This window comes from Streptomyces sp. NPDC051064 (genome assembly GCF_044455985.1).
Classification (GTDB): Bacteria; Actinomycetota; Actinomycetes; order Streptomycetales; family Streptomycetaceae; genus Streptomyces.
Genome location: NZ_JBITFK010000004.1, coordinates 44,881 through 59,390, shown reverse-complemented (window position 1 = coordinate 59,390; position 14,510 = coordinate 44,881). Strand labels below are relative to the sequence as shown.

Genomic DNA, 14,510 nt, shown 5'->3' with positions numbered 1-14,510 from the left:
TCGCCGTTGCCCGTGTCAGTCGCCCGTGTCGGCCGACCGTGACCGGTCGTCCTTGAGCCTAACGACTACTCGGGGAGACGGAGTTCCAGGTCGGGCCGGGGAAGCACTCCCTCGCGGCCGACACCGGCCAGCAGGTCGGCGACGGGGCCGGCGCCGGGGAGCTGGGCCTCCGGGTCCACGTCGTGCCACGGAGCGAGGACGAAGGCGCGCTCACGGGCGCGCGGGTGCGGGAGGGTCAGCAGGGGGTCGTCGGAGACCACGTCGGCGTACGACACGATGTCGACGTCGATGGTGCGCGGTCCCCAGCGCTCCTCGCGGACGCGGTCGAAGGCCTCCTCGATGGCCTGGCCGCGCTCCAGCAGCGAGGACGGGGGCAGAGTCGTCTTCACGATGATCACCGCGTTGAAGTACGAGGGCTGGGAGCCGGGCTCGATGCCCCAGGGCTCCGTCTCGTAGACGGGGGAGACCGCTTTGACCCGGAGGCCGGGGGTGTCCTCCAGGGCGTCGATGGCGCCCTGGAGCGTCTCCAGCCGGTTGCCGAGATTGGAGCCGAGGGAGATCACGGCCCGTTTCGGGTTGGAGAGGGTGACGTCTGCCGCGTCGACCTGCTCGACCACTGCGGCGGGAACCGGCTGTACGGTCGGGTCGCTCTGCCCCTCGGTGGAAAATGCAGTCATGCTCGGCTCCGGGTGATGGTGATGGTCACGTCGTCGAAGGGGACGGTGATCGGGGCGTCCGGCTTGTGGACGACGACCTCGACCTCCTGGACCCCTTCGTGCTTGAGGCACTGCTGCGCGATGCGTTCCGCGAGGGTCTCGATCAGATCGACGGGCTCACCCTTGACGACATCGACGACCTCTTCCGCCACCACGCCGTAGTGCACGGTCTTCGACAGGTCGTCGGCGGCTGCCGCGGGGCGGGTGTCGAGGCCGAGCACCAGGTCCACGATGAAGGTCTGGCCTTCTGCCCGCTCCCGGGGGAAGACACCGTGGTGCCCACGGGCCTTGAGGCCGCGCAGCGCGACACGATCCACGCGAATCACTCCTGCTGTTCGTCGTCTCTGGAGGCACCTGGCCGCGTGCGGGCGGTGCGGTGCCGTCTTTCGAATCTACCCGCGAGCACCGACACAGCCCGCCCGCGGGTGCGCGGACCGGCCCGGCAGGGGGTTGGTAGCCGCGTATACCCCGTGATCGGGGGGCCCAATCCCCGCAATCCGCTCCGTCCGCTCAGGCAGTAGGTTCTTCGTCCTCTTCCTCACCGGTTTCCGCCAGTACGGGGGAGCCGTGGTGGGACCAGAGCTTCCAGCCGTCCGGTGTGCGCCGGAACACATTGGTGGCGACGACGAGCTGGCCGACGAGCGGGCCGAGCGAGTTTCCCTCCTCCGCAGGGCCACCGCTGAGGATGTTCTCGGTGCAGGTCACCAGGGCGGTGTCGCCGGTCATGGCGACCCCGACATCGGTGAGGAAGAACTGGATGTACTCCGTGTTCGCCATGATCAGCGCATAGCTCCGCAGCACCTCGCCGCGGCCCGTGAGCACCGGCCAGCCCGGGTGGACGCAGGACACCGTGAGGTCCTCGCCGGGAAGCCACAGCCCGGAGAGTCCGTCGAGGTCGCCGCGTTCCATCGCCTCGTAGAACGCGGTGTTGGCCTGCTCGACCGCCGCGATGTCGGCGGCTGCCTCCTCGTGCTCGTTCCGCGGGGCGCTCACGCGGCTCCCTCGACGGCGCGGGCGACCCGCACCGCGTCCGCCGTCGCCCGTACCGCGTGCACCCGGACCGCCCAGGCGCCCGCGGCCGCGGAGAGCGCGGAGACCGCGGCCGTCGCGGCGTCCCGCTCGCGGGCGGGCGGCGGGGCCGCGCCCTCACCGGCCAGGACATGGCCGAGGAACCGCTTGCGGGAGGCGGCGACGAGCAGGGGCCTGCCCAGATCGCGGAGGCGGTCGAGGTGCGCGACCAGCGCGAGGTCCTGGGCGGCGTTCTTGGCGAAGCCCAGCCCGGGGTCGATCACCAGCTTCTCGGGGTCCACCCCGCCCTCGATCACGGCCTCCATGCGCTCCTGGAGCTCCGCCACGACTTCGCCGACGACGTCCCCGTAGACCGCGCGGCTGTTCATCGACTCGCTGAAGCCGCGCCAGTGCATGACGACGAACGGCACTCCGGCGTCGGCCACAACCCGGATCATGTCCGGGTCGGCGAGGCCACCGCTCACGTCGTTGACCAGGACCGCGCCGGCCGCGACGGACTGCTCGGCGACGCCGGCCCGCATGGTGTCCACGGAGATCGTGACCCCCTCGGAGGCCAGTCCGCGCACCACGGGGATCACCCGGCGCAGCTCCTCGGCCTCGTCCACCCTGCTCGCGCCCGGGCGGGTCGACTCGCCGCCGACGTCGATCAGATCCGCTCCTTCGGCCACCAGTTCGAGGCCGTGCTTGATCGCCGCCGTGGTGTCGAACCAGTGGCCTCCGTCGGAGAAGGAGTCGGGCGTCACATTGACGACCCCCATGACCGCACAGCGGTCCCACTCCGGGAAACCCCGCACCGTGCCCCGCCCTCGCAACGTACTCATGCGCCCAGCCTAGGCCGTGTCCGAGAGGTCCCGCCCGGCCCGTGGCGCCCGGTACGCACATCGGCGGACGCCGCCGAACCTGCCGGCCGCGTCCCATACGGGGCGGTTGCGAGGCCCCGGCCGGGGGCCCGCGCCTCGGGATCCGCCCGCACCGTGTTCAGCCGGACGGACGGCGGGGCGCGGGTGCGCTCAGGGGGAACCGACGCCCGCCACGGTCTCCACGGCGACCTCGGCGCGCGGCACGTCCTGTGCGTCCGCGTCGATCGAGCGGCGCAGGGCCTCATGGAGGCGGGCAGGGGTGAGCACGCCCAGGAAGCGTCCGGTGGCCTCCTTGTCGATGACGGCGATCCAGCCCGCGTCGTGCTGCAGCATCGTGGAGAAGGCCTGCTTGAGCGGCGCGCCGAGCGGGAGCCAGGCCTCCATGCGCCGGGCGTGTTCACGGACCGTGCCCTTGGCCGTCGCGCCGTCGCCCGCCGGGATCCAGCCGTGCAGATTGTCCTGGCTGTCGAGGACGACCGCCCAGCGCGCGCCGTCCGCCCGCAGCCGCTCGGTCGCCTTCGCCAGCGGATCGTCGAGATGGACGACCGGCGGCTGGTCCAGGTCGCTCTCTTCGATGGGCGTGACCGAGAGCCGCTTCAGGCCGCGGTCCGCCCCGACGAAATCGGCGACGTACGGCGTGGCCGGAGCGCCGAGCACCGTGGCCGGGGTGTCGAACTGCTCGACGCGGCCGTGCCCGTACACCGCGATCCTGTCGCCGAGACGGACGGCTTCCTCGATGTCATGGGTGACGAACAGCACGGTCTTGCGGACCTGCGCCTGCAGTTTCAGGAATTCGGTCTGCAGCCTTTCCCTGACGACCGGATCGACCGCGCCGAAAGGCTCGTCCATCAACAGAACCGGGGGGTCGGCCGCCAGGGCCCGTGCCACGCCGACGCGTTGGCGCTGACCGCCGGAAAGCTGCTCGGGATAGCGGCCGCCATAAACGGAGGGATCCAGTCCGACGAGATCCAGCAGTTCAGCCGCGCGTCGCCTGCCCTTTTCCCGTCCCCAGCCGAGGAGGTGGGGAACGGTCGCGGTGTTCTCAAGGACCGTCTTGTGCGGGAACAGCCCGACCTGCTGGATCACATAGCCGATACGCCGGCGGAGCCGGACGGGGTCGATGGTGGATATGTCGTCCCCGTCGAGGAATATCCGGCCCTCGGTCGGTTCGGTCAGGCGGTTCACCATTTTCATGGTGGTCGTCTTGCCGCAGCCGGAAGGCCCGACGAGCGTGACCAGTTCACCCTCGGCGACCTCGAAGGAAAGGTCGTCGACGGCGGTGGTGCCGTCCTCGTACCGCTTGGTGACGTGCTCGAAACGGATCATGATTCCCCATTGTGACGCGGGTTCTGTGAAGGCCATGTTGCCGGAATACGACAGCCTCGGCGATTGTCGGTGGTCGGGGATAGGGTCACCCAGGACCGGACCCGGGGTGGAATCGCGAGGGCAAACAGGAGGTGGGGGCGGATGGCCGAGCAGAACTGCCTGGTGGCGAACGACTGGATCTGCGGAGAGTATCTGCGCTCCCGCAGCCATGAGTTGACCGAAGCGACCGTCCAGCACGTCTGGATCACCGCGGTCTCCGTGCTGATAGGGCTCGTGGTGGCATTCCCGCTCGCACTGCTCGCGCGCCGCGGCCGGCATTTCGCGGGCCCGGTGCTGGGCCTGACGACCGTGCTCTACACCGTGCCGTCGCTGGCGATGTTCTCGCTGCTGCTGCCGCTCTTCGGCCTGTCGGCTGCGCTCGTCGTCACCGGCCTGGTCCTCTACTCGCTGACCGTCCTCGTACGCAACATCCTGGCGGGGCTCGAAGCGGTCCCGCAGGAGGCCAGGGAAGCCGCCGAGGGCATGGGGTACGGGCCCGTCCGGCTCCTCTGGGAGGTCGAACTCCCCCTCGCGCTGCCCGCCCTGATGGCCGGGCTGCGGATCGCCACGGTGTCGACGGTCGCGCTGACGACGGTCGGCTCGCTCGTCGGCAAGGGCGGCCTCGGCAATCTCATCGAGGACGCGCTGCCGAGCTTCTTCAAGGCGCAGGTGCTCACCGCGTCCGTGCTCTGCGTGCTGCTCGCGGTGGCGGCGGATCTCCTGCTGCTCGGCGTGCAACGCCTGCTCACGCCCTGGACCCGGATACGGATGCCCGCCGGGGCATCCGCCGGGGCGGGCATCGCGAAGACGGAGGCGGTCTGATCCATGGGAGTCGTCGGGGAGGCGTGGACCTGGCTGACCACGGGAGCCAACTGGTCGGGGGACGGCGGGGCGGGGCACCGGCTTGCCGAGCATCTGTACGTCAGCGGGATCGCCCTCGCGGCGGCCTGCCTCATCGCCCTGCCCGTCGCCCTGTATCTCGGGCACGTGGGTAAGGGGGGCGGCCTCGCCGTCAACATCTCCAACGTGGGGCGCGCGGTCCCGGTGTTCGCGGTGCTGGCCCTGTTCATGATGACGCCCCTGCGTAACTCCGGCTACCTGCCCACGGTCATCGCCCTGGTGTTGTTCGCCGTGCCCCCACTGCTGACCAACGCCTACGTCGGGATGACGGAGGTGGACCGGTCGGTGCGGGAGGCCGCGCGGGGCATGGGGATGTCCGGCCCACAGCTCTTCCTGCGGGTCGAACTCCCGCTCGCGTACCCGATGATCATGACCGGCCTCCGGTCCGCCGCCGTCCAGGTGGTGGCCACCGCCTCGATCGCCGCGATGGTCGGTCTCGGCGGCCTGGGCCGGATCATCACCGCCGGGTTCAACACCTACGACACCGCTCAGGTCTTCGCCGGGGCCGTGCTGGTCGCCCTCCTGGCCCTGGTGGTGGAGGGCGTTCTCGTGGCGCTGGACCGGCTGCTCTCGCCCCTGCGCCGCCGCCGGACGGTGGTATGAGCGCGCTGACTCTGCGGACTGTGCACACCATTTTTTTTCGGACGGAGAACAACATGAGCAGGACCTCGCGCATAGCGGGTGCGGTCATCGGAGCGGTCGCGCTGGCAGGGTCGCTCGCCGCCTGCGGCGGCGACAGCCTGGAGAAGGAGAAGAGCGGCTCGGACACGGGTGCCGGCGCCGGTTCCGAGAAGGGGTCGCTCGTCGTGGGCGCGGCCGGCTTCACCGAGTCCAAGGTGCTCGCCGAGCTGTACGCCCAGGTCCTGGGCGGCGCCGGGTACGACACGTCGGTCACCACGGTGAAGAACCGCGAACTCTACGAGCCCTCGCTGGAGAAGGGCGAGATAGACGTCGTCCCGGAATACGCGGCGACCCTCGCGGAATTCCTCAACGCCAAGGTCAACGGAGCGAAGGAGGCGGAGGCGAAGCCGGTCGCCTCGGGTGACGTGGCGGCCACCGTCACCGCACTGGAGAAGCTCGCCACCCCGCTCGGACTGAAGGTCCTGCCGGCGGGGAAGGCGGTCGACCAGAACGCCTTCGCGGTGTCCAAGGAATTCGCCGAGAAGAACAGTCTCAAGACGCTTTCCGATCTCGGCTCCTCGAAGATCAAGGTGAAGATCGCGGCGGGCGACGAGTGCGAGGTGCGCCCGTTCTGCGCGCCCGGCCTGAAGAAGACGTACGGCATCGACGTCACCGGGATCGACCCCAAGGGCGTCGGCACGCCGCAGTCCAAGCAGGCAGTCAAGGACGGTGAGGACCAGCTGGTCCTCACGACCACCACGGACGCGGTGCTCGACTCCTACGGGCTGGTGTTCCTGGAGGACGACAAGAAGCTGCAGAACGCGGACAACGTCCTTCCGGTTCTCAATGCCAAGGACGCGGGCGCGCCGGAGATCACGGAAGCGCTCGGGAAGCTCACCGACGTACTCACCACGGAGGACCTCGCGGAACTCAACCGCAAGGTCGACGCGGAGCGCGCCAAGCCCGCCGATGCGGCCGGGGACTATCTCCGGTCGAAGGGTCTGATCAAGAAGTAAAAAGGCATGTCCGAGGGCCACTTGGGAGGCCCGCCCGACCCGGACCGGCGGCCCTTAGGTAACCGGCGGGGAACAGATTGCCGGGCGGTCTCCCAAGTGACTCGTACGCACGGTAAATTTCGGGCCATGCCACGAGGACGCCACCGCCATTCACCGCCCCTCCACAGAATCCTGCCTCCCGCCGTGGTGGCCGGAGTGCCGGTCGTCTGTGCCGCCGGTGCCTGGCTCCTCGGGGAACCCCTGCCGCTGCGCGTCCTGGTGGCCGTGACGGCGGCTGTGGCTGTCACCGGTGCCTGGCTGATGCGCAGCTGGGACAGGGCGGCGGGTCTGCGTGTCGCGGAGCTGAACCGCGCCCGGGCGAGCGACGAGTGGAAGACCGAGGAGCGCATAGCCGAACTCGAGGCGGACCTCGAGGAATCCAGGGAACTGCGCACCCGGCTGGAGACCAAGCTGCGCCGCAAGCGCGTGGAGCTCGCCGGGCTGCGTGGCGAACACGCCGCGCTGCTGCGCCGGTACGCCAACGCCGAGACGGAGCGGGCCAGTGCCCTGGAGGGCCGCAGGCAGCTCGCCATCGAGGCTTCCGCACCGCGCGAGCTGCTGCCCGCCCCTTCCACACCGACTCCGGGCGCCTATCTGCGGGCCGCACAGGCCCTGCAGGACCTGGGCCGCAACGCCGCGCTCCAGGAGGCGCGCCGCACGGCCGAGCCGGCCCGGCAGCGCGACATCGCCGAGCGCTCGGTCGAACAGGACCCGGAGGGCGACGGCCCGAAGGGGAAGCACGCGGCGGTCGCCGGAGCGGGTGACCTCCAGCACCGCCGTCCGCAGGCCGGCCCGACCGCACCGCAGCTGTCCCCCGCAGCCGTGCGCCCGCCCCGCGCCGTACCCGCGGCATCCGCCGTCGTCCCGTACGCCGCCGCGCGCCGCGACCTCGTCCCGCGGGGGAGCTTCGACTTCTTCGGCACGCAGAAGGCGAACGCCGCGATCGAGTCCGTGCAGAACGAGGACCTCGCGGACGTGGTGGGCGAGGAGGCTCTGGCGGCGCACCGTACGGGCACGGCCGAGAACCGGGCCGTCGGCAAGGTCATCGACCTGACGGCGCACGACGAGACGGAGCAGCTGGACGTCGTCGAGCTGCGCAGCGCGATCTCCTCGTAGCGGGAGGGCCCGTTCCGGGTGGGCCCGCGCGGCTGGGGCTACTTGTCGATGTCCCCGACGACGAAGAAGAGCGAGCCCAGGATCGCGACCATGTCGGCGACGAGCGTCCCCGGCAGCAGCTCGGTGAGCGCCTGGATGTTGTTGAACGAGGCGGACCGCAGCTTCAGCCGGTACGGGGTCTTCTCGCCCGTGGACACGAGGTAGTAGCCGTTGATCCCGAGCGGGTTCTCGGTCCACGCGTAGGTGTGGCCCTCCGGCGCCTTCAGCACCTTGGGCAGCCGCTGGTTGATGGGCCCGGGCGGCAGGTCGGCCATCCGGTCCAGGCACGCGTCGGCGAGGTCCAGGGCGTTGTGCGTCTGCTCCAGGAGGCACTCGAAACGGGCCAGGCAGTCGCCCTCGGTCCGGGTGACGACCTCGAGCGTGTCCCGCAGTTCCCCGTAGGCGAGATACGGCTCGTCGCGCCGCAGGTCGAAGTCGACACCCGAGGCCCTGGCGATCGGCCCGGACACCCCGTACGCGTGCACGGCCTCGGCGGACAGCACGCCCACCCCGCGGGTGCGGCCCCGGAAGATCTCGTTGCCGAGCACCAGCCGGTCGTAGACGTCCATCCGTGAACGCACGGACGCCACCGCGTCCCGGGCCCGGCCGAGCCATCCCGCGGGCAGGTCCTCCTTGAGGCCGCCGACCCGGTTGAACATGTAGTGCATCCGGCCGCCGGAGACCTCCTCCATCGCGGCCTGGAGCTCCTCGCGCTCGCGGAACGCGTGGAACATCGGGGTGATCCCGCCGAGTTCGAGGGGGTAGGAGCCGAGGAACATCAGGTGGTTGAGTACCCGGTTCAGCTCGGCGAGCAGCGTCCTCGTCCAGACGGCGCGCTCAGGGACCTCCATGCCGAGCATCCGCTCGACGGCCATGACGACCCCGAGCTCGTTGGAGAACGCCGACAGCCAGTCGTGGCGGTTGGCGAGCATGATGATCTGCCGGTAGTCCCTGGCCTCGAAGAGCTTCTCGGCGCCCCGGTGCATATAGCCGATGACGGGCTCGGCCTGCTGGATCCGCTCGCCGTCCAGGACGAGCCGCAGCCGGAGCACACCGTGGGTGGAGGGATGCTGCGGACCGATGTTCAGCACCATGTCGGTGCTCTCCGCCGCGCCGCCGATGCCGATCGTCGTCTCCGTCATGCGGGACAGTATCCCCCTTCCCGATCCGGACCCCCTTCGCGGTCCAGGGCCCCTTTCACGGTCCGGCCCTCTTCACCGACCGGCGCCCTCTTCACGGTCCGGGACCCGATGCCGCAGCCAGCCGAAGTCGCCCAGCCCGCCCCGCGCCGTAAGCTCCGCCGCCTCCCCGGCCGAGGCGAGCGCCCGGACGTAGCCGACGGGATCGGCCGACGCCCGTGCCAGCGGCGGGCGTTCGCCGCTGATCCCCAGCTCCCGCAGCGCCGTCCGCTGGTCGAGGAGCTCGGCCACGCCGTCCGCCGCCACTGCGCAGGCGTCCAGGGCCACGTGCGAGGTGAGGTCGCAGCTCCCGTCGGGCACGGGGGGCACCTCACGGCCTCCGCGGAACCCGGTCAGTGTCCCGAACGGCGGCCTCGACGCCCGTACATGCGCGTAGTCGACCGCCACCGCGGTCCCGGCGGCCACCGACGCGACGGCGCCCGCCCAGGCCTCGTCGCGCGGCCTCCCGATCTCGGCACGGTCGCCGGGCCGTGACAACGGCCACCAGCGGCTCAGCCACCGGGCGTCCGCCCCGGTCACCGGATCGCCGAGCCGCTCGGTGCCGTCGGCCCTCCGCACGAGGACGTAGCGGGGCACGCCGTCGGCGTCGGCCTCGGCGATGTCCGTCGGGACGTTGTCCAGCCATTCGTTGGCGAACAGAAGCCCTCGCACACCCTGCGGGGGCCGGGCGCACCACTCGATGTCCGGGTCCAGGTCCGGCGGGCGCGCGGCGAGCTCCACGGCGTACGCCCGTACGGTCAGGCCGGGGGCCAGGGCCTCGTCCCGCAGTGCCGCCAGCACTCCGGTCAACAGCTCGCCGCGGCCCGCTCCCACGTCCACGAGGTCCAGCGAGTCCGTCCCCAGCTCCCGTGCCGTGCCGGCCAGCAGCCGGGCGACGGCGGTGGCGAACAGAGGGGAGGCGTGCACCGAGGTACGGAAATGGCCCGCGGGGCCCTCCGGGCGCCGGTAGAAGCCCTCTTCCCCGTACAAAGCGGTCTCGGCGGCTTCCCGCCAGCGGCACCAGTCATACGTCACATAGGCAAGTCTCCACCTTGGGGAGTACGGTCCCAGGATCCGGATCGGCCCTCCGGCTGACCCGGGCACCGATCAGCCGTCCCTACGCTGGGTAATGTGCAGCGCTTCTACGATTTCATCCGCAGACACCCGACGGGCGTCGACATCCTCTGGGCTGTCCTCCTCCTCGGGTTCTCCGGCGTGTCCATCGTGGCCGACCAGGTCGGCGGCGGTCGGGAGCGCGTCGCCGCGGTGCCGATCGCGGTCGGGCTGTGCGCCGTGGTCGCGCTGCGCCGCCGCGCGCCGGAGAAGATGCTGCTGCTCGCGATCCTGATGGGGCTCGCCCAGCTCCTGTTCGGGGTGCGGCCGGACGTGGCGGACTTCGCCCTGCTGGTGATCACGTACACCGTGGCCACGGTGGGGGAGCGCTGGGCGTCCCGGCTCGCCCTCGGATGCAGCCTGGCCGCCGCGGGGATCTCGCGGCTGCGCTGGCAGGACGACGCCCCCACGGGCGGCTGGGGACAGACCGTCGGCTACGTCGTCATCATGACCGTGCCCTTCGTCCTGGCCTGGGTGCTCGGCGATTCCATACGCACCCGGCGGGCCTACTTCAGCCAGCTGGAGGAGCGGGCCGCCCGGCTGGAGCGGGAGCGCGAGGCGCAGTCGAAGGTCGCCGTCGCCGCCGAACGGGCCCGTATCGCCCGCGAACTGCACGACGTCGTCGCGCACAACGTCTCGGTGATGGTGGTCCAGGCCGACGGCGCCGCGTATGTCATGGACTCGTCCCCCGACCAGGCCCGGCAGGCCCTGGAGACCATCTCCGGCACCGGACGCCAGGCGCTCGCCGAGATGCGGCGGCTGCTCGGAGTGCTCAGGACCGGTGATTCCCCGGAGAGCGGGGAGTACGTCCCCCAGCCCGACGTCGAGCAGATCGAGGAGCTCGTCGGCAAGGTCAGGGAGACCGGCCTCGCGGTGGACTTCAAGATCGAGGGCACTCCGCGTCCGCTGCCGAGCGGGGTCGAGCTGACCGCGTACCGCATCGTCCAGGAGGCGCTCACCAACACCCGTAAGCACGGGGGCCCCGACGCCGGGGCGAGCGTGCGGCTGGTCTACTTCGACGACGGTCTCGGCCTGCTGGTCGAGGACGACGGCCGCGGCGCCCCGCACGAGCTCTACGAGGACGGCGGCGCTGACGGAGCGGGTCAGGGAATGATCGGTATGCGGGAGCGGGTCGGCATGGTCGGCGGCACGCTGGACGCGGGCCCGCGCCAGGGCGGCGGCTTCCGGATCAGCGCGCTGCTTCCGCTCAAGCCGGCCAACCAGTGACAGAAGGACAGGACACCTCATGGCCATCCGCGTAATGCTCGTCGACGACCAGGTGCTGCTGCGCACCGGCTTCCGGATGGTGCTCGCCGCCCAGCCGGACATGGAGGTCGTCGCGGAGGCGGGCGACGGGGCCGAGGCGATCGAGGTCCTGCGGTCCACGGCCGTCGACGTCGTGCTGATGGACGTACGCATGCCGCGGCTGGACGGCGTCGAGGCGACCCGGCGCATCTGCGCGCGGACCGAACCGCCGAAGGTGCTGATCCTGACCACCTTCGACCTGGACGAGTATGCCTTCTCCGGTCTGAAGGCGGGCGCCAGCGGTTTCATGCTCAAGGACGTGCCGCCGGGCGAGCTGCTCTCCGCCATCCGCGCGGTGCACAGCGGCGACGCCGTGGTGGCCCCGTCGACGACCCGCAGGCTGCTCGACCGGTTCTCGCCGATGCTGCCCAGCGGCAAGAAGGAACCCCAGCACAAGCATGTCGAGAAGCTGACCGAGCGCGAGCGCGAAGTGATGCTGCTCGTCGCGCAGGGGTTGTCGAACGGCGAGATCGCGGCCCGTCTGGTGCTGTCCGAGGCGACCGTGAAGACCCACGTGGGCCGCATCCTCACCAAACTCGGCCTGCGCGACCGGGTCCAGGTCGTCGTCCTCGCGTACGAGACGGGGCTGGTGCGGGCCGGCGGCGGGACGGGCTGACCGCTCCTCAGCAGGCCGTCCGGACAAGGGAGTCGGCCGGAAACCCCGCGCGGTTCACCGCAGTACGCCCTCCAGGAAGTCGCTGCCCAGGCGTGCCACGACCGTCAGGTCCAGCGAGTGCAGGACGTACCGGCCGCGCCGGCGGGTGGTGACCAGGCCGGCCTTCTTGAGCAGCGCCAGGTGGCGGGAGACCTCGGGAGGCGTGATGCCGTGCGAGTCGGCGAGTTCACCGGTGGTGTACGGCGAGCGGGCCAGGTTGCGGCAGAGCCTCATCCGCATGGGGTGGGCCAGCGCCTCCATCCGGAGCTGGAGCAGCTCGACGGAGGCGGGGGAGGGCAGCTCGGGGCGGTGCACCGGGTAGTGGATCACCGGGCGCCAGCCGGGAGCGTGCAGCACCATCAGATGCGGCCAGCCGAAGCTGGTCGGGATGAGGGTGAGGCCGGTGCCGGCCGCCGATCCCGTGGCCTCGGTCCGGCCCGTGGTCAGCTTGTCGGCGCTGATCCTGCCGGTCCTCTCGTCCAGCGAGAGGGCCGCAGAGACCGCGCCCAGAGCCGCGCCTACGCCCTTGTGCCGCAGCACCTCGGTCTTGTGCCGGGCGTCGGCGACCAGCTGGACCTGGGTTCGCCGCCAGGTGTCGGCGAAGAAGGCCTGGTCGCAGTCCTCGAAGAGGCGCCGGACCCAGCCGCGCACGGAGCCGGGGTCGGCCAGCAGCTGCCGGGTGAAGTCGAGCTGCTTCGGTCCCCTGGCCGCCGCCATGTCGAGAGCGCGGGCCCGCATCCCGGCGTCGGTGAGCGGCGAGGGCGCTCCCGTTCCGTAAAGGCTCGCACAGGTGAACTCCAGGGCGGCCGAGACGAACCGCTCGTCGTCGAGCCTGTCCAGGATGTCCAGGTCCTCGGCGAGGGTCGAGCCGGTCCTGCCGTCCCCGCCGCGGACACCGGCGAACGGCATGAAGACGTCGGAGAAGGTGTTCCGCCACAGGAACTCCGCCTCGTGGAGCCGGTCCGCGAGGTCCGGTTCCAGGGCCGCGGAGGTCGCGGTCGCCCAGCCGTGCAGTCCGGGGTGGTGGCCGGGCTCGGAGAGCGCATGGAGGGCGAGCCCCAGCTCGGCGAGAGGGGAGGTCTCGAAAACGATGCGCTCAGGAGGCAGGCCGGCGATGTCGATGTGCACACTCACCCCTCCATAGTGCGGGGTGCGGGTGCGGGGGCCGTCGTCACTTGACTGCGGCCGTCAATCCACGGGCGGGCCCGCCGGGCCGGGGTCAGGCTGGATTCATGGACACCGTTCAGCAGCACATGCTCGACAGCTACCGCGCCGCGCAGCACGGTGAGGGCCCGCCCCCGCCGCCCGGCGCGCACGACCGGGAGGTCCTGCGCACCATCCGCAGGCGCATCCGTGTCTGGACGGCCGCGCGCCGCCCGCCCTACTCCTGAGGTGACGCCTCCTCCTGGAGCCGCGCCACGAAATCCGCCACCGCTTCCCGTACGTCGCCGGCCGTCCACTCCAGCCCCTGCGCCGTCACTGTGACCTCGGTGAACGAGAGTCCCGGCGGCCCGGCCGGAGCCGCGAACCAGCGGCGGAAGAGCGTCACGCCCGTCTCCTCGGCCTGCCGCACCGACGCCTCGTCCAGCACGTCCGCGGCGTAGGGCAGCCAGACCTGGAACTGGTGCGTGTGCGGCGGCTCGGGGTGCACCCGGAACCACGGCACCGCCGATCCGGCGAAGCCGTCCGCCAGAGCACCGGCGACCTCCTTCGCGTGCGCCACGTACGACGGCAGCCTCGGCAGCTCCCGCTCCAGGCCCAGCAGGGCGGAGAGGGCGGCCGGGTACTGCTGGAAGACCTGGCCGCCGTACATGTGGCGCCAGGTCCTCGCCTCCTCGATCAGGGACTCGGAGCCCGCGAGCACCGCTCCGGACAGCCCGTCCAGGGACTTGTAGAACGACACGTAGACACTGTCGGCGAGGGCCGCGATCTCCGGCAGGCCGCGCCCGAAGTGCGACGTGCACTCCCACAGGCGCGCCCCGTCCAGATGCACCACCGCGTCCCGCTCCCGTGCGGCGGCCACGGCGGCCTCCAGCTCCTCCCAGGAGGGCAGGACGAAGCCGGCGTCACGCAGCGGCAGCTCCAGCATCAGCGTGCCGAACGGCTCGGGGACGTCCCGGATCTCGTCCGCCGTGGGCTGCCGGGGCTCGGCCGTCGGATGCACCGTACGCAGTCCGCTCACCGAGGTGAGCGCTCCGCGCTCGTGCACCTCCGGATGGGAGAGGGGGTGCAGTGCCACGGCCGGAATGCCCGTGCGCCCCGCCCAGCAGCGCAGCGCGACCTGCTGGGCCATCGTCCCGGTCGGGAAGAACGCGGCGGCCTCCATGCCCAGCAGGCCGGCCGTGCGCCGCTCGGCCTCCGCGACGACCCCGCCGCCGTAGACGTCCGTCCAGTCGGCCAGGTCGTGGACCGTGCCTGCGTCGGCGGCCAGGGCGGCCAGCCGGCCGGCGAGCGTGTGGTCCGCGGACATCCGCGCCAGCACCTTTCCGGACCGCTGCCACGCGGTCAGCCTGCGGTGTCGCTGCTTCTGCTCCTCGGTGTCTCCCATGGGACGATCA

At 71.4% G+C, this 14,510-nt stretch carries 16 protein-coding genes; 7 read left to right on the top strand and 9 right to left on the bottom strand.

The genetic code is table 11. The features are described 5' to 3' along the window. Nucleotides 1–65: 65 nt before the first annotated feature. From folK to ACIBCU_RS15165, 5 genes are all read right to left on the bottom strand, one after another. A complete protein-coding gene (gene folK, locus ACIBCU_RS15185; protein ID WP_362927131.1) occupies nt 66–677 on the bottom strand; it encodes a 2-amino-4-hydroxy-6-hydroxymethyldihydropteridine diphosphokinase in 612 nt (203 codons plus the stop codon). Beyond that, nucleotides 674–1,033: a dihydroneopterin aldolase gene (folB, locus tag ACIBCU_RS15180; RefSeq protein WP_362927130.1), complete on the bottom strand. Its 360-nt coding sequence runs from the start codon at nt 1,031–1,033 to the stop codon at nt 674–676. The genes folK and folB overlap by 4 nt, the downstream gene beginning before the upstream one ends. Nucleotides 1,034–1,226: 193 nt before the next feature. Further along, nucleotides 1,227–1,709 (bottom strand): nuclear transport factor 2 family protein, encoded by a 483-nt coding sequence (locus ACIBCU_RS15175; protein WP_362927129.1) that lies wholly within the window; start codon nt 1,707–1,709, stop codon nt 1,227–1,229. Continuing rightward, nucleotides 1,706–2,503 (bottom strand): dihydropteroate synthase, encoded by a 798-nt coding sequence (folP, locus tag ACIBCU_RS15170; protein WP_362927376.1) that lies wholly within the window; start codon nt 2,501–2,503, stop codon nt 1,706–1,708. Before folP ends, ACIBCU_RS15175 begins: the two co-directional genes overlap by 4 nt. 252 nt (nt 2,504–2,755) lie before the next feature. Beyond that, the gene (locus ACIBCU_RS15165; protein ID WP_399231741.1) at nt 2,756–3,931 is read right to left on the bottom strand and encodes an ABC transporter ATP-binding protein; all 1,176 of its coding nucleotides are present in this window, start codon (nt 3,929–3,931) and stop codon (nt 2,756–2,758) included. A gap of 141 nt (nt 3,932–4,072) precedes the next feature. Between ACIBCU_RS15165 and ACIBCU_RS15160 the strand changes: the two genes are divergently transcribed. From ACIBCU_RS15160 to ACIBCU_RS15145, 4 genes are all read left to right on the top strand, one after another. After that, nucleotides 4,073–4,792 carry an ABC transporter permease gene (locus ACIBCU_RS15160; RefSeq protein ID WP_362927126.1) on the top strand — a complete coding sequence of 240 codons (720 nt, stop codon included), beginning with the start codon at nt 4,073–4,075 and terminating at the stop codon, nt 4,790–4,792. A gap of 3 nt (nt 4,793–4,795) precedes the next feature. Further along, nucleotides 4,796–5,473: an ABC transporter permease gene (locus ACIBCU_RS15155; protein ID WP_362927125.1), complete on the top strand. Its 678-nt coding sequence runs from the start codon at nt 4,796–4,798 to the stop codon at nt 5,471–5,473. 53 nt (nt 5,474–5,526) lie between these two features. Continuing rightward, complete coding sequence (locus ACIBCU_RS15150; protein WP_399231738.1) at nt 5,527–6,507, top strand: glycine betaine ABC transporter substrate-binding protein; 981 nt, start codon at nt 5,527–5,529, stop codon at nt 6,505–6,507. A 126-nt stretch (nt 6,508–6,633) separates the two neighbouring features. Beyond that, on the top strand, nt 6,634–7,662 hold the full coding sequence (locus tag ACIBCU_RS15145; protein ID WP_399231736.1) for a hypothetical protein: 1,029 nt from the start codon (nt 6,634–6,636) through the stop codon (nt 7,660–7,662). 38 nt (nt 7,663–7,700) lie between these two features. Here ACIBCU_RS15145 and ACIBCU_RS15140 read toward each other — a convergent pair whose 3' ends face one another. Both ACIBCU_RS15140 and ACIBCU_RS15135 read right to left on the bottom strand, forming a co-directional pair. Then, nucleotides 7,701–8,843 (bottom strand): NADH-quinone oxidoreductase subunit D, encoded by a 1,143-nt coding sequence (locus tag ACIBCU_RS15140; RefSeq protein WP_362927122.1) that lies wholly within the window; start codon nt 8,841–8,843, stop codon nt 7,701–7,703. Between the two features lie 72 nt (nt 8,844–8,915). After that, nucleotides 8,916–9,914, bottom strand: a complete 999-nt coding sequence (locus ACIBCU_RS15135; RefSeq protein WP_399231734.1) for an SAM-dependent methyltransferase — start codon at nt 9,912–9,914, stop codon at nt 8,916–8,918. A gap of 96 nt (nt 9,915–10,010) precedes the next feature. Between ACIBCU_RS15135 and ACIBCU_RS15130 the strand changes: the two genes are divergently transcribed. Then, nucleotides 10,011–11,219, top strand: a complete 1,209-nt coding sequence (locus ACIBCU_RS15130) for a sensor histidine kinase (RefSeq protein WP_362927120.1) — start codon at nt 10,011–10,013, stop codon at nt 11,217–11,219. Nucleotides 11,220–11,238: 19 nt separating this feature from the next. Further along, complete coding sequence (locus ACIBCU_RS15125) at nt 11,239–11,913, top strand: response regulator transcription factor (protein ID WP_362927119.1); 675 nt, start codon at nt 11,239–11,241, stop codon at nt 11,911–11,913. Nucleotides 11,914–11,967: 54 nt separating this feature from the next. On the opposite strand, the gene ACIBCU_RS15120 is transcribed toward ACIBCU_RS15125, so the two are convergent. Beyond that, nucleotides 11,968–13,080: a DUF5937 family protein gene (locus ACIBCU_RS15120; RefSeq protein WP_362927375.1), complete on the bottom strand. Its 1,113-nt coding sequence runs from the start codon at nt 13,078–13,080 to the stop codon at nt 11,968–11,970. A 104-nt stretch (nt 13,081–13,184) separates the two neighbouring features. On the opposite strand from ACIBCU_RS15120, the gene ACIBCU_RS15115 reads away from it, so the two are divergent. Beyond that, nucleotides 13,185–13,343, top strand: a complete 159-nt coding sequence (locus ACIBCU_RS15115; RefSeq protein ID WP_399231731.1) for a hypothetical protein — start codon at nt 13,185–13,187, stop codon at nt 13,341–13,343. Here the strand turns inward: ACIBCU_RS15115 and ACIBCU_RS15110 are convergent. Further along, complete coding sequence (locus ACIBCU_RS15110; RefSeq protein WP_399231729.1) at nt 13,334–14,500, bottom strand: threonine aldolase family protein; 1,167 nt, start codon at nt 14,498–14,500, stop codon at nt 13,334–13,336. The two genes, ACIBCU_RS15115 and ACIBCU_RS15110, sit on opposite strands and share 10 nt — an antisense overlap. Between the last annotated feature and the right edge of the window lie 10 nt (nt 14,501–14,510).